The organism is Cohaesibacter marisflavi (assembly GCF_963665895.2).
GTDB classification, from domain to species: Bacteria; Pseudomonadota; Alphaproteobacteria; order Rhizobiales; family Cohaesibacteraceae; genus Cohaesibacter; species Cohaesibacter marisflavi.
Genome location: NZ_OY762534.1, coordinates 2,840,867 through 2,863,129, shown reverse-complemented (window position 1 = coordinate 2,863,129; position 22,263 = coordinate 2,840,867). Strand labels below are relative to the sequence as shown.

Below are 22,263 nucleotides of genomic sequence, written 5' to 3'. Positions count from 1 at the left end.
ATCTGCTCACGCAATGAAGGCATGACGCTGCCGCTATGCGAGCATAGCGCAGGAGGTTCGCCCCTTCATGGGCCGGTTCTGGCCCGCTTTCTGGCTGGTTGCCCAAGGGCACTATCCCTGTTAAACAACATGAAAACGCAATGAACGGGCCTATGCATGACTGATTTCTCCTTTACCGGAAGCGGTATTCTCAATGACGCCGATATTACCCAACTGGTCGAAGGCGAGGGGATCCGGTTTGCCTGTCATCCCGATGCCGATCAGATCCAGCCCGCCAGTCTGGATTTGCGCCTTGGAGCCACCGCCTATCGTGTGCGCGCCTCCTTCCTGCCCGGTCCCAACGAGACCGTTGAAGAGAAACTGGAGCGGTTGCAGCTCCACCAGATTGACCTGACAGAAGGGGCTGTGCTGGAAACCGGCTGTGTTTACATTGTGCCGTTGATGGAAAGTCTGGCCCTGCCAGATTTCATCGAGGCGGCCGCCAATCCCAAAAGCTCCACCGGACGACTAGACATTTTTACCCGTGTCATTGCAGACAGGTCCCGCCAATTCGATACCATCCCAACCGGTTATCGCGGCCAGCTCTTTCTGGAAGTCAGCCCGCGCACATTTCCCATTGTGGTCCGTGCCGGTAGCCGCTTGACACAGATCCGCTTCCGGCAGGGGCGTTCGCGCCTCAGTGATGCCGAACATCTGGCGCTCCATAACAGCGAAAGTCTTGTCATTGCCTCCGATGATCCCTTTATCGACAACGGCATTGCAGTGTCGATCGATCTGGAAGGAGAAGGCATCATCGGCTATCGCGCCAAGCGCCATAGTGCTGTTATTGATGTCGACAAGCGCGATGCACTCGATATGCTCGATTTCTGGGAACCTATAGCGGGGCGTGGCAAGAATGCGCTTATTCTGGACCCGGACCAGTTCTATATTCTGGTCTCGCGCGAAGCGGTGCATGTTCCCCCCTGTTATGCCGCCGAGATGGTACCGTTCGACCCGCTTATGGGCGAATTCCGGGTGCATTATGCTGGCTTCTTCGACCCCGGCTTCGGCGCCTCGGAAGCTGGAGGCAAGGGGAGCCGTGCCGTGCTGGAAGTGCGCAGCCATGAAGTGCCCTTCATTGTGGAGCATGGCCAGTTGATCGGACGTCTCGCCTATGAACGCATGCGGGCACGTCCGACCCGCCTCTATGGCACGGGCATCGGGTCCAACTATCAGGCGCAGGGGTTGAAACTGTCCAAGCATTTCCGGATGGCATGATGCCATGCTGCAAACAATCGAAACCGAATTCTATGCCGAGCTTGAGGAGAAAAAGTCCAAATTTCTGGCTTTCCTCGTGCCTATCGAGCAGTTCGAGGCCCGTCTCGAAGACTTGCGCATAGAGCATCGCAAGGCCAACCATCATGTAACCGCTTTCCGCCTCATTCATGAGGATGATCATATCGAGGAAGGTGCCAAGGATGACGGGGAACCGGCGGGTACCTCTGGCATGCCGATGCTCAAGGTGTTGATCGGGCGAGAAATCATCAATTGTGGCGTGATCGTTGTGCGCTATTTCGGTGGCACCAAGCTGGGGGCAGGGGGATTGGCGCGTGCCTATTCCGGTGTTGCCTCCATGGCACTGGACGCGGCCACGTTGGTGCCCTGGCAACGCATCGTTCAAAAGACCTTTACGGGCCGGTTCGACCAGACCAGCGAAATAGAGCGCCAGATCGCCTTGTTGCAGCTGAGCGTGCTTGATCGCAGCTATCATGAAGCCGGTGTCGATATCTTGTTAGAAGGGCCCAAATCAACTATTGAGAGCATGGCTGCTTTCATGCATGAGCTTAATCTCTACTGACACTCTTGAACTTCTCCTCAAACTCCCTCGAATTTTCGTCGCAGTTACCGCGCGTATCTCAAAACGTGTATAAACAAGTAAATTAAATACCTATTATGCAACTTTCTGGTGTTTTTGCCTGAACGATTCACGATTGCTTATCTTCTCTATGAAATGGTTAGGCCGTAACACTTCTCATTGACCAAAAAGTTGCAGGCAATTGTTATGCTTGAGTTGAGCGTATGTTCAAGTTTTGATTTTCTTTCCGAGGAATATAAGGCCCTGTTTGATCAGGCCGATGTCACAGCTTTTCAGCATCCGCTTTGGCATCATGCTATGCAGCAGTATTTGAAGAATTTTCCGGACATTGAGGAGCGCACATTGCAAATGCGCTGCAAGAAATCCGGCTGTCTTGTTGGGCTCGTCCCTCTGATCGCTCGCAAAAAGCTCGGGGCGACCATCCTCGAATATGCCAATATGTGTCTGGTCGACTATGCTTTGCCGACGATGCACAAAGATATCGGAAACTGGATCCCTGACCCGGACTATCTGAGCAAACGACTCCTTGAAACGTTGGGTGCCTACGACGTGCTACGTGTCAAGCACATGCCTGTCAACGATCCTGCCGTGTTGCGACTGTTCCCTTCGGGGCATTTCCAGCGCGCGGAATTTTCCGCCTATATCACGCAACTCGGTCCGGACTATCAGGAATGGCGCCTTGCCAATATTTCCAAAAGCGAGCGCAAACATCGCGACAAGAAAAGGCGCGCGATGATGCGAGAGGGCAACTGGCAAATGCATCGCCTTGTCGATGAAGAGCCCATCCGGGTGGCCATGGATCATCTGAGAGAGTTCCATAAGGAGCGCTACAAGGATCGCCCCGGTGAGGACCTCATTCAGACACGGCACACCTTCGATTTTTATGTCAATCTGGCAATCGAGAATGCCGCAAGCGGCTATGTGCGCCTGTACCAGTTCACCTACGACGATCAGATCGTCGCCGTTCAATATGCCATTGAGCATAATGGTCGCTATCTGATGCTGATGATGGGACTCGATTTCGAGCGGGTGGGGCGCTATTCCCCCGGTCTGCTCATGACGGAAGACCTGATTGAGGAATGCGTCAAGGAAGGTATGAAGGTCTTTGACTTCACCGTTGGAGATGAGCCCTACAAGCTCAAGTTCGGCACGCGTAAAGTGCCCATCTTCACGCTTTGGCATACCCATTCCATGCTTGGCAATGTTGGCCTAACGGTTGCCGAAGCGGTGAACAGGACCGCCATGTCCGAGCGTCTACGTCGCTGGGTATCCTGATAGGGAAGGCAAGCGTCCTGCCCGCCTTTCGTCTTCATTGTCAAAGGTGCCTGGGGGCGGGAAACAGCGTAACGGGATCGCCTTCCTGCCACACAGGCCACTTGCAGAAAATACTCATGAACAATTCCGAGGTTTCGTGCCCGACGAGCCATTTGCGCAGGGCTATAGGTGCATTGGTGTCGAACCAGTCCCTATCGGTATTGGCAAATTGCCGCACAAACGGAAAAAGCGCGATATCGGCAAGGCTCGGGCGCGAGCCGAACAAATGAGGCGAAAGCTCAAGGCGCGCCTGCAGCGAGGCCAGAGCCACCATGGCCATGGACCGATGCACCACCTCATCGGCATTCTCATATCGACTTGAATATTTGTAGCGGTCCAGATGATGCTTGAAGGAGCCATCTAGCTCCCCAATCAGGGCCAGCATGTCATCCAACGTCTCTTCTTCTGGTGAGAGCCAGTCCTGCGGGTCATTCTGCTTGAGGGCCCAGAGCATGATATCAAGGCTCTCTTCGATCACCGTCCCGTCGGGCAAAAGCAGCACCGGTACCGTGCCCTTGGGGGAGATTTCCAGCATATGAGCCGGCTTGTCCCTTAGAACGATCTCTCTGAGTTCGACCGGAATGCCAGACGCAAACAGCCCCATTCGTCCGCGCATGGCATAGGGGCAGCGGCGAAAGGAATAGAGAATGGGAAGGGTATTGGAGCTAGGCATTCTGGTTGTAAATCCCGTCTTGTGGATGGTCCACTGACCAAAGCCCCCAATCAAGGCAGCAAAATGACTGCGCAAGGCAGGGTGTGAAAAGCCTGTTGCTTGCATTCTGCCTTTCGACCCCATTCTAGAAGCTGTTACTTGCCGCTGCCTTGCGCCTTGATCAGGGTACGCAGCTCGGAAATCTCGGTGCGTAGGGCCTTGACCTCGGCCATCACGCCTTCGGTTTCCGAATGCAGCGCCGCACGGTCGGCTTCTGCCGTGGCTTCATGTTCGGACTGCATCGCCGAAACGATGATACCGATAAAGAGGTTCAACACCGTAAAGGAGGTCGCAAGAATGAAGGGCACAAAGAAGAGCCAGGCATAGGGGTGGGCTTCCATAACCGGTCGCACGATGCCCATGGACCAGCTTTCCAGTGTCATCACCTGAAACAGCGTATAGGCCGACTCGCCAAGACTGCCGAACCAGTCGGGGAACTCTGCGCCATAAAGCTTGGTCGCCATCACGGCAAACACGAAATAGAGCAAACCCAGAAGCAAGGTGATCGACCCCAGTCCGGGCAATGCTTCCAACAATGCACCCACCACGCGCCGTAAGGATGGCACAAAACTGATGAGCCGCAGAACACGCAGCACTCTGAAGGCACGCAACACTGAAAGAGCGCCGGTCGTCGGCATAAGGGAAACGGCAACCACCGAGAAATCAAACAGGGACCATGGATCGGTGAAAAAGCGCTGCCGGTGAACCAGCAACCGCATGGCTATTTCCACCACAAAGACCACGAGAATGGTCCGGTCAACAATATGGAACAGGCCACCAAAACGGGCTTCCGCCGCAGGCCATGTTTCCAGTGCCAGAGTGATCGCATTCAGAACGATAAGCCCGGTAATGCCGAGTTCGAAGGGCCGGGAGCCGAGAATTGTTTTGATGCGGTCCAACATACGAATGAAATCCTGTCGCAAAGCCATTTAGGTTTGAAGAAACAAAAGCGTTAACTGGCAGAAATTGGGTACTTGAAAAGAGAATTCAAGATGGAAATAGGTAGTTTCATGCATAAGGCGCTGCGGTTTGTCAAATGACGTGCGCAAAGCCCGTTCTCTCCTTCGAGCGTTAAGCGAATGGGAGGCAGAAAAGAAAACTGTTCGCACCGTCAAAAAACTGACAAAAAAGCAGCTCTGCCATCTTGAGCAAATGGCTCAGTGTGATAGATACACTCTATCCTGATGCGATGCCCGATTGGGCGTTGCCAGAAGGCGGGTGTAGCTCAATGGTAGAGCAGGAGCTTCCCAAGCTTAAGACGAGGGTTCGATTCCCTTCACCCGCTCCAACAGGCTCTTCCCAAACAAGCAAATTCGGCTCGGTCATCCAGATCACAGCCACTCGATAAACTGGCCATGCGGACCGGTGCGGGCAATTGCATGTCCATTGCGGGACAAGACGAAGGCGCCGGGATTAGCCTCGAGTATTGCGGAGGGCGCCACATCAGGAAGCGTACGCACGCTTTCATTGGCCAGCCACTCTGCTCCCAAATCCTTCACCAGTACAGCAAATTCCTTTCGCGCCTCCGGTGAGACATAGGTCAGCACGGCCGTGTGAAAGATAACGAGACGCGTTCCCGACGGGGCCTCGGAGGCTAGAGCTTCAGTCTGCGCAATAAGATCTCCGGCGATGACGCGGGGCGGCTGGCTTTTCGCCATCTCAATCGCTGCTTCCAGTCTGGTGCGCCGTGTTTTCTGTTCTGGCCAGACAAGTGTCTTTAGCCAATCCATGTCTTCATCCTTGCCAACATCCAGTGGATTGAGATCCAGACCCGCTCGCCATGCGATTTGTGGATGGGCGTGCGGGAGTGGCGTTTGTGCCGAGGCTTGGCAAGGGAAGACAGGACCACCCTGTCTAGCCGGGGCCAGAACCGAGCGTCCATAGTCATAGCCATAGAGGTCGGGCAACAGGCAGAGGCCAGCGGATGCTCCAACCTCAAGAATCGCCAGAGGCCCCTCGAACTGGGCGAAAGCTGGAAGAAAACAGGCACAACGCCCCGGTTCATTGGTTTGCGTTGAGCGAGACAGAATAACCGGCACGATCGCGTCCCAGGCGCCCAGAGCATGTCGAGCGAAGTCCGTATCCTGATCGGGCAAGCCGATCACATGGCGTGTTGCGGCAAATAGCAGGTTAGGCTGTTGCTTGCCCGAAGGGAGCTGCAAAAGCAACTCGAGAAGTGTCCCGCTTTCGGCAACCGAACAGGCATAGGCTTCATAGGTTGGAGAAATGCCACTGGCTTCGCGCTTGGCAAAGGTACGGTAGCTATCGGCGAGTGTTTCCATCGTCATCATAGGCCTTGTCTTGTCCTTCATGGTGGTCCCGTAAATAAGGTGGGGCAATCGCTGCCTGTCTTTTCAGGCTTGACTGCACAAGAAACGGGTCGCCTTCATGACCGGCTGACTGGGATAAGTAAGCACCAATCCAAGGGGTGTTTGCAATGATACAAACTGTGATGGAACTCGTCGTTTTCCTCTTTCCGCTCGCCTATAGCCCGGGGCCTGGCAATATGTTCTTTGCCGCAAATGGCGCAAGATTCGGCTTTCGGGCGACGATGCCGGCAAATCTCGGCTATCACATCGCCACATGGCTGGTTACTGCCGCAATCGGGTTTGGCTTTCTGGCGACTATGGAGCGGGTCCCCCACTTGCTGGCTTATCTGAAAGTGGCCGGATCTCTCAATGTTTTCTGGATTGCGTGGACTCTGCTAAGGGCCGGTGTCTTGAAGGGGAGTGCAACGCCAAAAGCTGCAGGCTTTGGGGATGGTGCGTTGCTGCTGATTTTAAATCCAAAAGCCTACGTCATCATTGCCTTGATGTTTACACAGTTTCTTAAAGGGGACAGCGGTGAGCAGATTGGCCAGATTATGCTCATAACGACCGTGTTCACGGTGAACAACATGGTCGCCTTTGTGCTTTGGACCCTGACGGGAGACACCCTTGGGGTCATCTTTCGTGCACCCCATAGCTCAAGACACCTGAATTTGGTGTTCGGCAGCCTCTTGGCCGAGGTTGCCTTATGGATATTGGTCTCGTGAGGCCCATATACTCTGAGGGCCCCACGCAATTCCTGCGAAGCTTTGGGGTAAGGAGGCGCGTGAGCCAGCGTTTCGCCAAAGCTGGATAGCCTTATTGGTCGAACACGGAGAAAAAGGTGTGCCGAATTGCATCGGCATCGCAGCCAAGGGCGACGTGGGACGGCAATCGGGTCTTGGATTGACTGCGGCATGTTTGCCCGCTGGCTTCCCCTTCCATAACGGCTTCAAGCGCCATGGACTCCATGGTAAAAAGTCCCGGATAAAGAGCCGCGATGATCGCCATCGGATCATGCAGGCCGCAACCGGATAGGCCAATGCTTTTATAAAAGTCCAGATAGAAGGCCCCGAGCTCTTTGAGAAACGGGCCGACCGGGTGCTTTCTGGTGGCAATATGGCTGAAGTCCTGCTCATCAAGTAGCACTTTGAGCGTCACATCAAGACCCACCATGGTGACATTTGCCCCTGAGGCCAAAACGACGTCCAGCGCATGAGGATCATGGAAGGCATTGGCCTCCGCATAGGGTGAAACATTGCCGCGCACATCCAGCGCTCCACCCATGAAAACGATCTTGTCCACATTTTGTGCAAAGTTTGTATCCATTTGGAGAGCACGGGCGATATTGGTGATCGGGCCGATCGGGCAAATGACCAACTTCCCCCGGTGGCGCTCTGCCATCTCGCATAGAAACTGAGCTGCGGCCAGCGGGCTGGCTGTGCCTGTGGGGGCGGGAGCAGGCAAATGGCCCAGTCCTTCAAGGCCATGAACCCGTGTTTTGGGAGCAAAGGGAGGAAGCGTCAACGGCTTTTCAGCCCCGGATGCAACGGGAATGGAAAGTCCCATTTTATCCGCAAGATAGAGAGCGTTACGCGTCGCTTGCTCTGTGGTCACATTGCCAAAAATCGTGGTCAGACCGAGCAACTCGATGTCTGGATGCAGAGCGGCATAGGCAATGGCCAGGGCATCATCAATGCCCGGGTCCGTATCAATAATCAGCTTCACAGAAGTTAAATCCCAAATAGAAATCGTCTTTGGGCACATCCTGCCTCCGGCCCCGTCAGAAAATGACAAGACGGACACAGCAAGGCCAAGAGCGCTACTTTGCACAGGATTTGGTCAAAATCAACGCTTGCACAATTCCGTGCATTTTGTATTTACTCGATATTTCCAACAGGAAAATTCTTTTCCAGCTCGAAAAAACAGGAACATTCCCCGCTATGCTGTCTTTTCCTTTTTCCATCCGCGCAGCGTCTGTTGCGATTGCACTGACCCTTCCTGCTTTCGCGCATGCGCAAGATACACTGGTGGTCTCCAACTGGGGCTATTCTAACAATTTCTACCAGCCCTTCGTGTTTGAGCCATTTGAAAAAGCCCACAATGTCAAGATTGTCACGGAAAGCGGCGGCGCCCCGGAACGCCTGAACAAGGCCCGCATTCGCGGCGGTGTCGACGTTATCCTGCTGACCGACAAATTCTCCCAGATCGGTATCAATCAGGGCGCTTTCGAGACCATCGATTCTTCCAAGCTGACCCATCTTGATGAGCTGTATGAAGTGGCCAAGCATCCGCAGGGTGAATATGGTCCTGCCTACACCTTCGGTCGCTATGGCATTGTCTATGACAAGACCCGCACCGACACGCCGATCACATCCTGGTGCGATCTGTGGCGTGATGATTTCAAAGACTCCGTCGCCATGCCTGCCTTCAACACGACCGGTGGTCCGCTCACCGTGATGATGGCTGCGAAATGCGCAGGCACAGATGCCTTCAAGGATCCTGAAGCTGCTTTTGCCAAAATGGCCGAGTTGAAGCCGAATATCGTCAAGACCTTCTCTTCAGGCTCCGAGCTGACCAACCTGCTGTCCACCGGCGAAGCCTTTATCGGCCTTGCTCAGGATTATGCCTTCCCTGCCATCAAGGCTGCCAACCCGAATATCGGTTGGGCGGAGCTTGACGAAGGCGACTTCGCCATGATGAACACCTACAACATTCCGAAAAATTCCAAGAACAAGGAATTGGCGCTGAAATTCATCGATTTCTCGATCTCTGCACAGGTGCAGAAAGACGGAGCTGTCGAACTCGGTGCAGGCTCTGGCCCGATCAACAAAACGGTCGAGTTGACCGACGAACAGGCTAGCGGCCTGGTTTACGGACAGGACCAGGTTGAGAAAATGCAGACCACTCCCATCAAGCAACTGCTTGAAGTGAATGATGCATGGGAAAAACTCTGGAACAAGACATTCGGGTTCTGATTTGTCTACACAACCTTCTTTATCGATAACAAAGCGCATGGCCGCTTTGGGCCCATGGTTGCTGGTTCTGCCAGCAACCATGTTGCTTTTTCTGCTCCTTGTGTTGCCCGTTGCCGGCACGCTCAAGGAGAGCTTTGACGGTGCGTCAGGCGGCTTGTTGGACAACTATCAGGCATTCTTTGCCGATGAGTTCAATCGTGTTGTTCTGATCCGCAGCTTCAAGATTGCTTTCATGTCCACGTTCGTGTCACTCGTGGCAGGCTTCCTGGGCGCGTATATGATCGCCAATGCCTCACCCAACCTCAAGCGCGTGTTGCTGATCCTGTCGGTCTTCCCGCTGCTGACCAGTGTTGTTGTGCGGTCTTTCTCCTTCATGGCAATCCTTGGGCGTAACGGGGTGGTCAACACGCTCTTCCTCAAGATCGGACTGATCGACCAGCCGCTGGAACTGCTGTTCACGCAAGGCGCGGTGGTGGCCGGTCTCGCCTATCTCTTCACGCCCCTGATGATCCTGTCGCTGGTTGGTGTGTTGGAGAATATCGACGACGATCTTTATGCCGCTGCGGGCTCGCTTGGCGCCAGCCCGGTTGGTGTTTTCTTCCAAGTGACGCTGCCGCTTGCGGTGCCGGGCATGATCGTTGGTTCGATCCTTGTCTTTACCGGCAGTCTGGCGACCTTCGTTACGCCCGTTCTGCTTGGGGGCGAACAACAGATGACCCTGTCTACCCTGCTTTATCGCAAGGCCATGATTTCATTTGACTGGGCTGCGGCCAATACCATCGCTGCGATCATGATGGCCATCACCATCACATGCGTGATCGCCATGGGGGCACTTGCGAACCGGATCGCCGCGGGGAGGAAAATGCGATGAGCGCCAGAAAGATCAATCCTCTCTCCAAAATCGCAGGCTGGCTGGTGGTCTTCTATCTGGCCGGACCGATCATCATCGTGATCGGCACCTCTGTCAGCGATACGCCTTTTCTGGCCTTTCCGCCTCAGGGCTTTACGCTGAAATGGTATCACAAGGTTTTCGAGCTCAACAATTTCGTTGAAAGTTTCATCACGTCCATGGAAGTGGCGTTCGGCGGAACAATGATTGCGCTGATCGCAGGCCTCGCCGCTGCCTATGCCCTGTCGCGCTATAAGGTGCGGCTGCCCGCTTGGTATGGCTCTATCTTCTTCCTGCCCTTCTTCATCCCCGAGATCGTGTTCGGCTTTTCCATGCTCAAGACGCTGATCGTGCAGTTCGATTTGCCGATCCTGCCTTCACTGATGCTGGGCCACGCGATCCTGTGTTTGCCCTATATCGTACGGGTCATCGGGGCGAGCCTTGCCGGGTTCGATTTCTCTATTCAGGAAGCGGCCGTCAGCCTTGGCATGCATCCGGTCAAGGCCTTCTGGTCCATCGTGCTGCCCAACATCCGCTCCGGAGTCATCGCGGGTGCCGTGTTGGCCTTCATTACTTCGCTGAACGACATGGCGGTGGCCCTGTTTCTTACGGGACCGGGGGTTTCCACCTTGCCGATTGAAGTCTTCACCTATGTTCAGCAGTTTTTCGATCCGACCGTCAGCGCTGTGTCCGTGCTGCTTATGGCCGTGACCATTGGGGTCATGGCTCTCATCGAGCGCAGTCTGGGCCTGTCCAAGACGATTAAATAGCAGGAGCTGAAATGGCACAGAACGCCGTTATCCTACAAGATCTTGTTGCTCACTATGGCCCGACGCAGGTGCTGCACGGGCTTAATCTGACCATTGCCGAGGGCGAGCTGGTTTCCTTGCTTGGCTCTTCTGGTTGCGGCAAGACCACAACCCTGCGCCTGCTGGCGGGCTTCCTTCAGCCAACCAGCGGCCAGATCACCGTTGCGGGCAAGGATGTCACCAAGCTGCCGCCGCATAAGCGCGACGCGGGCATCGTGTTCCAGAATTACGCCCTTTTCCCCCATCTCACTGTGGCTGAGAATGTCGGCTTCGGGCTCAAACAGCGAAAGGTGGCCGCGCCGGAACGCAAGGCCCGTGTGGATGCCATGCTGGAGCGTGTGGGACTTGTTGACTATGCCAATCGCTTACCAGCGGCCCTTTCTGGCGGTCAGCGTCAGCGCGTGGCCTTGGCACGTGCTCTGGCCATCAATCCGCCGCTGTTGATGTTCGATGAACCGCTCTCGAACCTTGACGCAAAGCTGCGCGTGGATATGCGCGTGGAAATTCGCGAGCTGCAAAAGGCCAATGGCCGCACCGCAATCTATGTGACCCACGATCAGGAAGAGGCTTTCTCCATTTCCGATCGTGTTGCCATCATGAATGCAGGCCGCATCGTCCAGCTTGATACCCCCGAAGTGCTCTATCGTCGCCCCAACAGTGCCTTTGTCGCCCGTTTCGTCGGCTTTGACAATCTCATTGAGATGAAAGTGGTCAAACGCGAAGGCGATCTGGTCACCGCAGAAGTCGAGGGCGGGGCATTGATCACCCTGTCGCAAGCCGAAACCGGCCCGCTTGAGGATCGCTTCGTGGTTGGTGCCCGCCCCGAGGGCATAGAGCTTACGGCCGATCCTTCCAACGCCATCGCGGGCAAGCTTTTGACCCGCTCCTATCTTGGCCGCTCCTACCAATATAAGGTCGACACGCCGACCGGCATGCTGATTGCTAACGCCCCGCTGACGCAATTGCATGAAGAGGGCGGCGCCATCAATCTGAAATTCAATTTCGAGCATTGCTGCATTCTGCCGGTAGAGGAAAACTGATATGTCCCGTTCCATTGTTGCCGCCGCCGCACAGCTGGGGCCAATCCAGCGCAGTGATGACCGCAAGTCTGTCGTCAAGCGCCTCATTGCCTTGCTGGAAGAAGCTGGGAGCCGGGGCGCTGAGCTGGTTGTCTTCCCCGAACTGGCGCTGACCACTTTCTTTCCCCGCTGGCACCTGACTGACAGGGAAGAAATCGATGCCTTCTATGAAAAGCAGATGCCGGGGCCGGAAACCCAGCCCCTGTTCGATGCCGCCAAGCGGCTTGGTATTGGCTTCTATCTCGGCTATGCCGAAATCGCCGTCGAAGACGGAGAGACCAACCATTACAACACTGCCATATTGGTGGATCGGGCTGGCACACTTGTCGGCAAATATCGCAAGGTTCATTTGCCCGGTTGGGACGAGCCGCAAGCCGATCTGGAAGCTCAGCATCTGGAGAAATATTTCTTCAAGCCGGGCAATTATGGCTTCAAGGTCTGGAAGACCATGGGCACCCGCATCGGCATGTGCATCTGCAATGACCGGCGCTGGTCGGAAACCTACCGCGTGATGGCCTTGAAAGGCGCGGAAATGATCCTTGTGGGCTATAACACTCCCATTGACCACACCGGCGTCTATGATTTTGACAGCCTGACGGAATTCCACAATCAGCTCTCCATTCAGGCCGGTGCCTACCAGAATTCCACCTGGGTTGTGGCAACCGCCAAGGCTGGTTTGGAAGAAGGCTCCAACATGATCGGGCAGTCGATGATCGTTGCGCCTTCCGGTCAGATTGCTGCCATGGCTCTGGGCACGGGCGACGAGGTGATCACTGCGCGGTGCGACCTTGATATGGCTGCGCTCTACCGCCGGACCATCTTCGACTTTGCGCGCCATCGCGAGCCAAAGCATTATGGTATCATCACCCAGACCAAGGGACCGATCATCAGCGATGATGACGAGGCCTGATCAAGGATGGCTCTCATGAGCCGACACAAAGGGGATAGAACCGTGTCCGTGGACCAAGACATGTCATTTGTGAAACCGGAGGAGAGACAATCTTCCGTGTCCCAGATCATCTCGGACTTGCGTAAGAAGAATGGTTGGACCTTGGCTGAAATGTCCAAGCGGACTGGTGTTTCCATCTCCTCTTTGTCGAAAATCGAAAATGGTCAGAGCCAACCGGCCTATAGCGTTCTGACCCGTCTGGCCTCCGGCCTTGATGTCGATTTTGCCGAGCTGGTGGGAGCAGAAGCCCCCAAGCAGCGCTGTGTTGGCGCGGCACGCACCATCAGTCGGGCAGGGGAGGGCAAGAAGCTCTCCAATGACATGGGGCTCTATGAATTGCTCTCGACCGAGCTGGCGGCCAAGCTGCTCCAGCCCATGGTCATCGAGGTCAATCCACGCGTCAGCGGACATCCGGCTCCGCAAAGCGCCCATTCGGGCGAAGAGTTCGTCTATGTGCTTGAAGGGGATGTCATTTTCGAGATGGACCCTTATGCGCCGACGCTGATGTCGACCGGCGACTCGGTCTATTTCGATGCAGCCCAGACCCATAGCTTCTATGCTGTGGGCCCCAAGACAGGGCGCATCCTGTCCATTTGCTCTGCCGATACCGTTGACCTGCTGACAAAAAATCTGGATAAAAAATGATCACAGCAAAATCCGAAGTTCAAATCCGCCAGCAGCTGACCCTCGTTGCGCTGGGCAAAGCGCCTGCCGATCTTGTGCTGCATGTGGGCAAGCTGCTCGACACCGCCACGCGCACATGGTCGAGCGCACAGGAAATCGTCATCAAGGGCGACCGGATCGCCTATGTCGGTCCTATTGGCTCGTGGACAGGGGCTTGCGAAACCATCGTCAAACGCCCTGACCTGATGGCCATTCCGGGGCTTGGCGAAGTGCATAAGCATATTGAAAGCTCGCATTTGACGCCGGAGTGGGAAGCCGCCCTCGTGTTGCCTCGTGGCAATACATGGACCTGCGAAGCCAGCCACGAATTCTCCAACGTGCGCGGGTCGCGCACCGTGGAATTCTGGCTTGAAGCCCGCAAGCAGGGTTCACCCCTCAAGATTTTCCCTCTTCCCGGCTCTGCTGTGCCCCCCACCGCCTATGAACATGGCGGCGGATATCTGGGCTATGACGAGCAGAAAGACTTCATCGGCAATTCCATGATGGTGGCGGGCTTGGACGAAGTCATGGACTGGCCAGCCGTCTGGAACCCGGAAAACGCCTCTCACAAGCGGCTCTGGGGTATGATCGAAGCAACCTTTGAAGCCCGTGGCGTGGTCGAAGGTCATGCAGCAGGCCTCAAGGACCTGCCCACCATCAATGCCTTTGCCGCAGCAGGCCTTGCTTCGGACCATGAAGCATGGACCGCTGAGGAATTCTGGGACAAGCTGACCCACGGTCTGTTCATCGAATTGCGCCCCCATTCCATGCCGGAGGTCTTGCAGGGCCTTATCGAAAAGGGGCTTGAAGACTGGTCCCAGATTGCCTTTACCACCGATGACCGTTCGGCCTCGGAAACACTGGAAAAAGGCGCAACCGATTACAATGTTCGTCTCGCTATCCAATCTGGCCTGAAGCCGGAAATCGCCATTCAGTGCGTGACCATCAACCCGGCGCGCCACATGCGGCTCACCCCATGGGTGGGCTCTCTTACGCCGGGGCGTTTTGCCGATATCGTGCTGCTCTCCGATCTGGAAAGCTTCGAGATCGCTGAAGTCTGGGCCGATGGACGGCAGGTCTCTGAAGGCAAGCGCTTCACTGACCCTGTGCCCGAAATCAACTGGCCGGACTGGGCGCGCAACACGGTGCAAGTCGGCGGCACACTCAGCGCTGCGGATTTTGCCATTCCCGCGAAGGCCGGACGGGAAACGATGTCAGCGGCGGTGCTGCGCCCGTTCCATTGGGAGGAGGACTTCCTCACCTATGAGCTGCCGGTGAAAGACGGTTTGGTTCAGCGGGATGTCAGCCGCAACATCACCAAATTTGCCATTGTTGACCGGTTCTCCGGCACAAAATCCCTCTCGAAAATGTTCTGGGCAGGCACTGGGCCGAGCACGCCCGATTGCGCGCTTGCCAGCTCTCTGGCGCATGACAAGCATAATGTCTGGTGCGTTGGCTCGTCCGATGAAGCGATGGCCATGGCCGTCAATGCCTTGTCAGAAATCGGTGGCGGCTGGGCTCTGGTGCGGGACAACAAGGTCGTTGCCACCGTGCGCTATGAGGTGGCCGGGCTGATGTCCTCCCGCTCCGCAGAAATGCTGGATGCGGACATGCAAAAGCTCTATGCGGAAGGCGCAAAGATTGACTGGATGTTCGAACCCTCCTCTTCGCCGCGCTGGTGGGCTGGTTTCCCCGAGCGGTTAGCCTTTGCCACCCTTACCTGTGCTCCATGGCGCTGGGTGCTGGTTGCTCCCGCTGAGGGCATCCCGGAGGGGCTCGTCAATGTTGCGACCGGTGAAACCCATCCGGTGGTCTGGTAATCGGGTGCGCAGCGAACGAGCAAGAAGCAAGAGACTATGACAAGTAACCTTCATATCAATTCCGACCGCCTGTGGCAGAGCCTTGAAGACCTGGCCAAAATCGGCCCCGGTGTGGCAGGCGGCAATAATCGCCAGGCCGTGACGGACGCAGATGGCGAGGCCCGAACCCTGTTTGCCGATTGGTGCAAACAGGCTGGCCTGACGATGGCTGTCGATACAGTCGGCAACATGTTCATGATGCGACCGGGAACTGACCCCGACGCCTTGCCCGTTTATCTTGGCTCTCATCTGGATACCGTTCCTGCAGGGGGCCGTTATGACGGTGTACTCGGGGTGTTGGCCGGGCTTGAACTGGTGCGCACGCTTAATGACGCCGACATCAAGACCAGACACCCGATCGTGGTGGTCAACTGGTCCAACGAAGAAGGCGCACGCTTCCATCCGGCCATGCTTGGCTCGGGCACCTTCATCGGCAAGCAGGATCAGGCCTTTGCCTATGGGCGCGAAGATATGGATGGCAAACGCTTCGGCGATGAATTAAAGCGCATCGGCTGGGCGGGGGATGAAGCCCCCGGAAACCGCAAGATGAAATCCTATTTCGAGCTGCATATCGAGCAGGGGCCGGTGCTGGAAGCTGCGGGCAAGGAAATCGGTGTCATCACCCATTGTCAGGGCATGAAGCGCCCGCAATATACTCTCGCTGGCAAAGCGGTGCATACCGGCTCGACGCCGATGCATATGCGCATCAATGCGGGCCTCGCTGCAGCCCGTATCACCGAAGTGGTGCAGGAAGTCGCAATGGCCGAGCAGCCGAACGCCGTGGCCGGGATCGGCAAGATGGTCTATGACCCATGTTCCCCCAACGTGCTACCGTCGACTGTGCTCTTCACCATCGATATCCGCACTGTGGATGCTGCCAAGCTGCAACGCATGTATGACACCATCTGGCAAAGAGCGGAAAAAATCTGCGCTGACCTGGGTGTTGGCTGTGCGGTGGAAGAGGTCGGCTCTTTTGATCCGGTCACCTTTGCACCAGAGCTGGTGGATATCGTGCGGACCTCCGCCGAGGGGTTAGGGCATGAGCATATGGATATGGTGTCCGGCTCAGGTCATGATGCCTGCTGGATTGCCGAAGTGGCTCCCGCAGCGATGATCATGTGTCCCTGTGTCGATGGCCTGTCACACAATGAGGCCGAATCCATTTCGCCTGAATGGGCCGCTGCCGGTGCCGATGTGCTGCTTCACTCGGTGTTGAAGGTCGCAGGCTAAGCCGATCAACCATGATCCTTTGTTGCGGAGCCAGAGATGGGAGTGTTTCGCGTAATTCATTAAGCGAAATGCCAAGAAATAAATTTCATCGGGTTGGGGAAAGATTGGGGGGGCTTCAGGCTTCAAGCGGGGCATTTTGAGGTTTTTCAGCGCGGTTTAAGAAAAAGCGGACAAAGAAAACCGCAGCGCAAAAACAAAATTGAATTTCGCGCAAAAATACCCGTCGACTGAAAAAGTCGCCTGCAAACATGTCTTGTTTATAGCTATTCTAATATCATAAGTCCATTGCCTGACACAATGCGACAAAGTTTCCCTCCCGCTAGAATAGGCGTGTCATAACCGACTGGGAGGACCTTATGACCACAAAAAGCCTAAGGGCAATGCTTGCCTGCGCTGTTTTCCTGGCAGTGCCGACAGTTGCATTGTCCAACGATCTGTTGGAAGAAGCAAAAGACTATTTCGAACCGATCCCGTCTGTTGTTCCTTCAGTGAAGAACAACGCCGTAACGGGTGACAAGATTGAATTGGGCAAAATGCTCTTTTTCGATCCGCGTCTCTCCTCATCGGCCCTGATTTCTTGCAATACTTGTCACAATCTGGGCATGGGGGGCGACGATAATTTGGAAACATCGATCGGTCACGGTTGGCAGAAGGGACCACGCAATGCACCCACCGTGCTGAATGCCGTGTTCAACATCGCCCAATTCTGGGATGGCCGTGCCGAAGATCTCAAGGCTCAGGCCAAGGGGCCGGTGCAAGCCGGTGTTGAAATGGCCTCCACGCCAGCTCGTGTCGAAGCAACGCTTAAAAGCATGCCTGCTTATGAAGTCGCGTTTGCCAAGGCATTCCCGGGAGAAGACAGCCCGATCAGTTTCGACAATATGGCCAAGGCCATCGAAGCCTTCGAAGCAACCCTGATTACGCCCTATTCACGCTTTGACCAGTTTCTGGAAGGAAACACAAAGGTGATGAATGAGGAGGAGCAGGCCGGTCTGCAGCTCTTCATCGATACGGGCTGCGCTTCCTGCCATGCAGGGGTCAATCTCGGAGGCGAAGGCTACTATCCGTTTGGAGTTGTCGAAAAACCGGGGGCAGACGTTCTGCCCGCAGGTGACAAGGGCCGCTTTGCTGTGACACAGACAGCCGATGAGGAATATGTTTTTCGCGCTGGACCGTTGCGCAATATCGAGTTGACCGCACCTTATTTTCATTCCGGCAAGGTTTGGGATCTTGAACAGGCTGTCGCCATTATGGGGACAAGCCAGTTGGGTGAGGATTTGTCTGATGACGAGATCAAGAAGATCACGGCCTTCTTGAAAACGCTAACCGGAGAACAGCCAAGAGTAAGTTATCCAATTCTTCCGGTTGAAACATCTGAAACGCCAAAGCCAGAGTTGATGGTTGTAAAATAACTCAGTTTTAGTGCGTTTGCAGTAATAATCTGACCTTTCCGGAGTATTTCGGGAAGGTTATTTTATATTTATACCACTTAAGGGTTGTGGATGTATCTGATGTTTTCCAAACTGAGTTTGGATGTAACGAGAAAAATGTGAATTAAAGGATTTATTGTTTCTTAAATACTATATTAACTACGATCTATAACCCGCCCTTTAGGCATTCTAAATAGAATTAACAGCCATTATCAAAGCAAGGGATGATTTATGGGTGTCGCTTCAGGTCGTCAGAAAGTGAATTTTGGGGCCATTGTCATTGTGGCCTGTGTTGGCGTTTTTCTCGCCCTGACCTTCTCCAATGTCTTTTTGCTGAACCGCTCTGGCGAAATCGCCAATACAGTGCGTCATCAACAGGAGCGCAAGCTTGTTGAGCACGAGCTGAATAATTTCCTGATCCTGTTTGCCCATGCCCAATCGCAGATTTCCGATTGGGATGCCTCCTATGATGCCTTCATGGGAGAGATTGATGACGAGTTTGTCTTTGACAATATCACTGACTGGCTGTGGGGGGACTTCGGCATTCTGATGACCTATGTGGTTACCCCGGCCAACAAAACCAAAGTGGCAGTTCTCAAAGAGACGCGGCTCAAGGCGGGGCAGGGTGAATATATCATTGAGGAAAATATTGATCTGGTAGAAGAAGCGCGGGCGAAATTCCAAAAGGAATTCACCACAGACAAGCCCATGCCGGCAGCTCAATTGCTCAAGGACATTCTGGCTGGTCCTGAGGAAGGACGCTTCGCTTGGTCCATTCGCCCCGTCAATGGTCGCCTGTCCTATGTTATCGCTCAGGCTGTCGCGCCAAACCGGGCCGTTGAGTTGGGTAACTATGAACCGGATGTGCTATTTACAGTCAAGCAGATCAACAAGGATTACATTGCGGCAGCCAGTGAAAAACTGGTTGTTGAAGACTTTCATTTCGACTATCTCGATAGCGTGAAAAATGAAATCGGATATTTACCGCTTGTTACCTTGCCCGATGGGCGTATCGCCCACGCTCGTTGGACGCCAGACGATCCTTCAAGAGCCATTTGGCAGCAGACACTGCCAGTTCTGGCTGTTCCTTTCTTCATCACCGCGCTTGCGCTTGTTGCCATCGCGTGGCGGTTCAGCTTTATGCTGCGCGCGCTGCAGAAAAGCGAGGAACAGAACCGGTTTCTGGCGCTTCATGATGCCTTGACGGGGTTGCCCAACCGCCTGTTCTTTGATCGGGAGCTGGAAGAAACGATCCTGCAGAGAAAACAGAAGCGGTGTGCCATCATCAGCCTTGATCTGGATCGCTTTAAAGCCGTCAATGACAATTATGGGCATCAGGCGGGTGATATGGTTCTGTCTACCGTCTCTGAGCGTATCTCGGAGCGTCTGGGCTCATCGGGCATGGCGTCGCGGGTAGGGGGCGATGAATTCGGCATTCTGCTTTATGATCATCTGGAGCAGGATAAGTTGGAATGTTTGTGCGAGGATCTCATCGTTGCCGTGAACATTCCGGTTCCTGTGCCCGGTGGTGTTGCTGAAGTTGGCGCGTCGATTGGCGTGGCACGCTGGCCCGAGGATGCCTTTACAGTGAAAGCCATTTTGCGCCGTGCCGACGAAGCACTCTATATTTCAAAGCAAAATGGCCGAGGACGGGTTACATTCGTTTCGCAGCAGGAAAAGGCAACCCCGCGCTCCGATCCCGAGGAGGAAGGCCGGCGCATTCAACAGCTCAAGGCCCTGCTCGCCAAAACCGGTTAGCTCTTGAGAAGAGCGTCCTGCTGTGCCTTGCCAAAGCCGACGATGATGGTGTCCGCCGTTTCAATGACAGGACGCTTGATGAGTGTGGGGGAGGCGAGCATCAGCGCGCGCGCCTTGCCTCCATCCAGATCCTGTTTCTCTGTGTCATCCAGCGCGCGCCAAGATGTGGAGCGTCGATTGAGCAGCGCCTCCCAGCCCAAAACAGAAAGCCAACGATCCAGATCTTCGCCAGTAAAATCGCCGCTGCGAAGATCCATAAACGATACCGGCCTGCCGGCGTTTTCCAGTGCTTTGAGCGCCTTGCGGCAGGTGTCGCATGTCTTGATACCGAATAGCTTCATGGTGTCCATATCCTTCTGCCAAGGAGGGAATCAATCAGTCGTCGGCCAGAGCCTAGGCAAAGCCTGAACAAGAAGAAAGGACTATTCGGACTTTGCGACAGGGTGATGCTATTTCTTCTCGATACCCATCATAGCTTCATCGCCCCAAAGCTCTTCTATCCGTGCATCGCGGCCGCAGGCAAAGCGATAATAGGTGTAGCGAATGGGGTTCTTGTTATAATAGTCCTGATGATAGTCCTCGGCGGCAAAAAATGGTGCTGCGGGACTGATTTCCGTTGCAATCGGAGCTCCAAGCTTCCCGCTTTCCTCCAGCGCTTTCTTCGACGCTTCTGCGATTTTGGCCTGTTCGCTATCAAGTGTATAGATAGCGGTGGTGTAGCTATGGCCGCGGTCGCAGAACTGGCCACCTCCATCCGTCGGATCAACCGAGCGCCAGAAAATGTCCAGCAGCTTGTCATAGCTGACCTTGTTGCTGTCATAAGTGATGCGCACAACTTCGCGGTGGCCTGCTGCGCTGTGGTTCTTGTAGGTCACATTGTCGGTCGTGCTTCCGCCCGAATAGCCAGACACTGTTTCCAGCACGCCGGGCACATGGTCAAAATCGCTCTCCACGCACCAGAAGCACCGCCAGCAAAAATGGCGGTCTTGGGCGCCTGCTGCGCTTGACCTAGAGTTGGGGCTGCGATCACACACAAGGCGAGCAGGGCGGACTTGAAAAGGTGAGCAAACATCATATTCCTCCGAAGACGTGAGACGGGATAGGCCCTGGGGGCCTTCCGCCCGAACGGCAAGGAAAAGCCCTGTTCATACCAGTGTGGCAGCAGATTGCGGCAATGTCTCGCCGCAATGGGCCGTCTCACGGGAGTTTGAGAGGATGTGATGGAGCTGTGTCTGACTCATGGCGCAAATTTGTCAGGAAGCCGGGTCAGGCCGCAACCTTGAAGTCTTCAATTTCAACACGGTCTCGGCCCTGATGCTTGGCCTCATAGAGCTTCTTGTCGGCAGCATTGATCAATTCTTGCAGTGTTTCGCATTGCTGATCGGCAATCGCGGCGCCGATGCTCACCGTAATGGAGATTGTTTCATCGCCAGAGACTATGGGCTCGGAGCCAATGGCGTGGCGAATACGTTCACAAACGACTTCAGCCTGCTGTGCGCCTGTGTTTGGCAACAGCACGATGAACTCTTCGCCACCATACCGCGCCAGTAGATCTTGTGAGCGCATGCAATGTTTGATCCGGCTCGCTACAGTCTTGAGCACCACATCACCAGCAATATGCCCGAAGCGGTCATTGACCTTTTTGAAATGATCAAGGTCGAGCAGCAGCACCACGTCTCCGGGATTGGGAGTCGCGATGAAATGCATGAAAAAGGACCGACGATTGGAGATGCCTGTGAGGTGATCGGTGTCCGCCTGCCGCCTTAGCTTCGTATGGGCCCTGTCCGAAATCATCACTGCGGTGAAGAGCACCAGCGTAAAGTTAAGCACAATAACAAAGAAGAAGACGGACAGCGGAGTGAGAAGCATCAGGCGCGGATCGATAAAGCCGAGCCCGGCTGCAAGCGCGAGCAATCCGGCGAGACCATTGATCGCAATCATCATTTGCCGTGAGCGCAGAGGGTCGTTCTTGAAGTCGATGACATATTGCACAGCACTGGCAAGGAAAGCCGTCGCGGCCACCAGATTGAAGGTTGCCGCGCGGTAGGCATTGACCTCTTCAAAATGGGTAACAATCGCAACGATGATGATGAGAGTTGCCGGGGCAAGCGAAAGCATGCTCAACCGAGTGAACCGTCGCTGGCTCAATGCCTTTTGTCCCATCCAGATAAAGGCGTAGCCCCACAGGCCGAGTGAGAGGCTACCCAGCTGCCACATTCTTTCCGATATTCTCCCCCATTCGCCTATGCCGGCCAACGTAGAGCCCACAGCCATAATGGCGAAGCCGATGGCTAAAAGAATGAGGGAAGCTTGCTTCGAAGAGGTAAGCCACAGATAAACAAAGGTAACCACGCCAACAATGTAGGCGGTTTTCTGCAGTAGGATTACCGTCGCAAGGTCAAGGTTGTTTGGCATGTTCACTCTATACACTG

20 protein-coding genes, 1 tRNA gene and 1 pseudogene are annotated in these 22,263 nt (G+C 54.9%); 15 read left to right on the top strand and 7 right to left on the bottom strand.

Annotated elements, in window-relative coordinates:
• Window positions 1-156 precede the first annotated feature (156 nt).
• From ACKPCT_RS14030 to ACKPCT_RS14020, 3 genes are all read left to right on the top strand, one after another.
• Window positions 157-1,257: a 2'-deoxycytidine 5'-triphosphate deaminase gene (locus ACKPCT_RS14030; protein ID WP_319567192.1), complete on the top strand. Its 1,101-nt coding sequence runs from the start codon at window positions 157-159 to the stop codon at window positions 1,255-1,257.
• Between the two features lie 4 nt (window positions 1,258-1,261).
• The gene (locus ACKPCT_RS14025) at window positions 1,262-1,837 is read left to right on the top strand and encodes an IMPACT family protein (RefSeq protein ID WP_319567191.1); all 576 of its coding nucleotides are present in this window, start codon (window positions 1,262-1,264) and stop codon (window positions 1,835-1,837) included.
• Window positions 1,838-2,041: 204 nt separating this feature from the next.
• On the top strand, window positions 2,042-3,130 hold the full coding sequence (locus ACKPCT_RS14020; protein ID WP_319567190.1) for a GNAT family N-acetyltransferase: 1,089 nt from the start codon (window positions 2,042-2,044) through the stop codon (window positions 3,128-3,130).
• Window positions 3,131-3,170: 40 nt separating this feature from the next.
• Here the strand turns inward: ACKPCT_RS14020 and ACKPCT_RS14015 are convergent, their stop codons facing one another.
• Window positions 3,171-3,842 (bottom strand): glutathione S-transferase, encoded by a 672-nt coding sequence (locus ACKPCT_RS14015; protein ID WP_090070431.1) that lies wholly within the window; start codon window positions 3,840-3,842, stop codon window positions 3,171-3,173.
• A gap of 134 nt (window positions 3,843-3,976) precedes the next feature.
• Window positions 3,977-4,783 (bottom strand): ion transporter, encoded by an 807-nt coding sequence (locus ACKPCT_RS14010; RefSeq protein WP_090070433.1) that lies wholly within the window; start codon window positions 4,781-4,783, stop codon window positions 3,977-3,979.
• A gap of 312 nt (window positions 4,784-5,095) precedes the next feature.
• Between ACKPCT_RS14010 and ACKPCT_RS14005 the strand changes: the two genes are divergently transcribed.
• Window positions 5,096-5,169, top strand: a tRNA-Gly gene (locus tag ACKPCT_RS14005).
• Between the two features lie 43 nt (window positions 5,170-5,212).
• Here the strand turns inward: ACKPCT_RS14005 and ACKPCT_RS14000 are convergent.
• A complete protein-coding gene (locus tag ACKPCT_RS14000) occupies window positions 5,213-6,172 on the bottom strand; it encodes a DUF2332 domain-containing protein (protein WP_319567189.1) in 960 nt (319 codons plus the stop codon).
• Window positions 6,173-6,318: 146 nt separating this feature from the next.
• Between ACKPCT_RS14000 and ACKPCT_RS13995 the strand changes: the two genes are divergently transcribed.
• Complete coding sequence (locus tag ACKPCT_RS13995; protein ID WP_319567188.1) at window positions 6,319-6,915, top strand: LysE family translocator; 597 nt, start codon at window positions 6,319-6,321, stop codon at window positions 6,913-6,915.
• 91 nt (window positions 6,916-7,006) lie between these two features.
• Here the strand turns inward: ACKPCT_RS13995 and ACKPCT_RS13990 are convergent, their stop codons facing one another.
• Window positions 7,007-7,915, bottom strand: a complete 909-nt coding sequence (locus ACKPCT_RS13990) for a nucleoside hydrolase (RefSeq protein WP_319567187.1) — start codon at window positions 7,913-7,915, stop codon at window positions 7,007-7,009.
• A 215-nt stretch (window positions 7,916-8,130) separates the two neighbouring features.
• On the opposite strand from ACKPCT_RS13990, the gene ACKPCT_RS13985 reads away from it, so the two are divergent.
• The 10 genes from ACKPCT_RS13985 (at window position 8,131) to ACKPCT_RS13940 (ending at window position 19,831) form a co-directional block, all read left to right on the top strand.
• The gene (locus ACKPCT_RS13985; protein WP_319567186.1) at window positions 8,131-9,165 is read left to right on the top strand and encodes an ABC transporter substrate-binding protein; all 1,035 of its coding nucleotides are present in this window, start codon (window positions 8,131-8,133) and stop codon (window positions 9,163-9,165) included.
• Between the two features lie 37 nt (window positions 9,166-9,202).
• Window positions 9,203-10,036: an ABC transporter permease gene (locus ACKPCT_RS13980; protein WP_090069973.1), complete on the top strand. Its 834-nt coding sequence runs from the start codon at window positions 9,203-9,205 to the stop codon at window positions 10,034-10,036.
• Window positions 10,033-10,824, top strand: coding sequence for an ABC transporter permease (locus ACKPCT_RS13975; RefSeq protein WP_090069976.1), 792 nt, complete (start codon window positions 10,033-10,035; stop codon window positions 10,822-10,824). Before ACKPCT_RS13980 ends, ACKPCT_RS13975 begins: the two co-directional genes overlap by 4 nt.
• A gap of 11 nt (window positions 10,825-10,835) precedes the next feature.
• Window positions 10,836-11,903 carry an ABC transporter ATP-binding protein gene (locus ACKPCT_RS13970; protein WP_090069980.1) on the top strand — a complete coding sequence of 356 codons (1,068 nt, stop codon included), beginning with the start codon at window positions 10,836-10,838 and terminating at the stop codon, window positions 11,901-11,903.
• A gap of 1 nt (window position 11,904) precedes the next feature.
• The gene (locus tag ACKPCT_RS13965; RefSeq protein WP_319567185.1) at window positions 11,905-12,852 is read left to right on the top strand and encodes an N-carbamoyl-D-amino-acid hydrolase; all 948 of its coding nucleotides are present in this window, start codon (window positions 11,905-11,907) and stop codon (window positions 12,850-12,852) included.
• Window positions 12,853-12,948: 96 nt separating this feature from the next.
• Window positions 12,949-13,536, top strand: coding sequence for a helix-turn-helix domain-containing protein (locus ACKPCT_RS13960; protein WP_319567184.1), 588 nt, complete (start codon window positions 12,949-12,951; stop codon window positions 13,534-13,536).
• Window positions 13,533-15,374 (top strand): adenine deaminase, encoded by a 1,842-nt coding sequence (locus ACKPCT_RS13955; protein WP_319567183.1) that lies wholly within the window; start codon window positions 13,533-13,535, stop codon window positions 15,372-15,374. Before ACKPCT_RS13960 ends, ACKPCT_RS13955 begins: the two co-directional genes overlap by 4 nt.
• Window positions 15,375-15,410: 36 nt before the next feature.
• Window positions 15,411-16,643 carry a Zn-dependent hydrolase gene (locus ACKPCT_RS13950; RefSeq protein WP_319567182.1) on the top strand — a complete coding sequence of 411 codons (1,233 nt, stop codon included), beginning with the start codon at window positions 15,411-15,413 and terminating at the stop codon, window positions 16,641-16,643.
• Between the two features lie 356 nt (window positions 16,644-16,999).
• The gene (locus tag ACKPCT_RS13945; protein WP_407652413.1) at window positions 17,000-18,055 is read left to right on the top strand and encodes a cytochrome-c peroxidase; all 1,056 of its coding nucleotides are present in this window, start codon (window positions 17,000-17,002) and stop codon (window positions 18,053-18,055) included.
• Between the two features lie 249 nt (window positions 18,056-18,304).
• Window positions 18,305-19,831, top strand: a complete 1,527-nt coding sequence (locus ACKPCT_RS13940) for a sensor domain-containing diguanylate cyclase (protein WP_090069994.1) — start codon at window positions 18,305-18,307, stop codon at window positions 19,829-19,831.
• Here ACKPCT_RS13940 and ACKPCT_RS13935 read toward each other — a convergent pair.
• The 3 genes and pseudogenes from ACKPCT_RS13935 to ACKPCT_RS13925 all read right to left on the bottom strand — a co-directional run bounded on the left by ACKPCT_RS13935 (window position 19,828) and on the right by ACKPCT_RS13925 (window position 22,246).
• Complete coding sequence (locus ACKPCT_RS13935) at window positions 19,828-20,172, bottom strand: Spx/MgsR family RNA polymerase-binding regulatory protein (protein WP_090070437.1); 345 nt, start codon at window positions 20,170-20,172, stop codon at window positions 19,828-19,830. The genes ACKPCT_RS13940 and ACKPCT_RS13935 overlap by 4 nt on opposite strands.
• Before the next feature lie 108 nt (window positions 20,173-20,280).
• A pseudogene (msrA, locus tag ACKPCT_RS13930) lies at window positions 20,281-20,903 on the bottom strand (peptide-methionine (S)-S-oxide reductase MsrA).
• Between the two features lie 194 nt (window positions 20,904-21,097).
• Window positions 21,098-22,246 (bottom strand): GGDEF domain-containing protein, encoded by a 1,149-nt coding sequence (locus ACKPCT_RS13925; RefSeq protein ID WP_319567180.1) that lies wholly within the window; start codon window positions 22,244-22,246, stop codon window positions 21,098-21,100.
• Between the last annotated feature and the right edge of the window lie 17 nt (window positions 22,247-22,263).

What these genes read in the sequence shown, in the direction of transcription:
- ACKPCT_RS14025 (WP_319567191.1), top strand. Translation starts at nt 1,262, where the DNA reads ATGCTGCAAACAATCGAAACCGAATTCTATGCCGAGCTTGAGGAGAAA.
- ACKPCT_RS13995 (WP_319567188.1), top strand. Translation starts at nt 6,319, where the DNA reads ATGATACAAACTGTGATGGAACTCGTCGTTTTCCTCTTTCCGCTCGCC.
- ACKPCT_RS13955 (WP_319567183.1), top strand. Translation starts at nt 13,533, where the DNA reads ATGATCACAGCAAAATCCGAAGTTCAAATCCGCCAGCAGCTGACCCTC.
- ACKPCT_RS14015 (WP_090070431.1), bottom strand. Translation starts at nt 3,842, where the DNA reads ATGCCTAGCTCCAATACCCTTCCCATTCTCTATTCCTTTCGCCGCTGC.
- ACKPCT_RS13965 (WP_319567185.1), top strand. Translation starts at nt 11,905, where the DNA reads ATGTCCCGTTCCATTGTTGCCGCCGCCGCACAGCTGGGGCCAATCCAG.
- ACKPCT_RS13950 (WP_319567182.1), top strand. Translation starts at nt 15,411, where the DNA reads ATGACAAGTAACCTTCATATCAATTCCGACCGCCTGTGGCAGAGCCTT.
- ACKPCT_RS14030 (WP_319567192.1), top strand. Translation starts at nt 157, where the DNA reads ATGACTGATTTCTCCTTTACCGGAAGCGGTATTCTCAATGACGCCGAT.
- ACKPCT_RS13925 (WP_319567180.1), bottom strand. Translation starts at nt 22,246, where the DNA reads ATGCCAAACAACCTTGACCTTGCGACGGTAATCCTACTGCAGAAAACC.
- ACKPCT_RS13980 (WP_090069973.1), top strand. Translation starts at nt 9,203, where the DNA reads ATGGCCGCTTTGGGCCCATGGTTGCTGGTTCTGCCAGCAACCATGTTG.
- ACKPCT_RS13945 (WP_407652413.1), top strand. Translation starts at nt 17,000, where the DNA reads ATGACCACAAAAAGCCTAAGGGCAATGCTTGCCTGCGCTGTTTTCCTG.
- ACKPCT_RS13985 (WP_319567186.1), top strand. Translation starts at nt 8,131, where the DNA reads ATGCTGTCTTTTCCTTTTTCCATCCGCGCAGCGTCTGTTGCGATTGCA.
- ACKPCT_RS13940 (WP_090069994.1), top strand. Translation starts at nt 18,305, where the DNA reads ATGGGTGTCGCTTCAGGTCGTCAGAAAGTGAATTTTGGGGCCATTGTC.
- ACKPCT_RS14000 (WP_319567189.1), bottom strand. Translation starts at nt 6,172, where the DNA reads ATGATGACGATGGAAACACTCGCCGATAGCTACCGTACCTTTGCCAAG.
- ACKPCT_RS13970 (WP_090069980.1), top strand. Translation starts at nt 10,836, where the DNA reads ATGGCACAGAACGCCGTTATCCTACAAGATCTTGTTGCTCACTATGGC.
- ACKPCT_RS13935 (WP_090070437.1), bottom strand. Translation starts at nt 20,172, where the DNA reads ATGAAGCTATTCGGTATCAAGACATGCGACACCTGCCGCAAGGCGCTC.
- ACKPCT_RS14010 (WP_090070433.1), bottom strand. Translation starts at nt 4,783, where the DNA reads ATGTTGGACCGCATCAAAACAATTCTCGGCTCCCGGCCCTTCGAACTC.
- ACKPCT_RS13975 (WP_090069976.1), top strand. Translation starts at nt 10,033, where the DNA reads ATGAGCGCCAGAAAGATCAATCCTCTCTCCAAAATCGCAGGCTGGCTG.
- ACKPCT_RS14020 (WP_319567190.1), top strand. Translation starts at nt 2,042, where the DNA reads ATGCTTGAGTTGAGCGTATGTTCAAGTTTTGATTTTCTTTCCGAGGAA.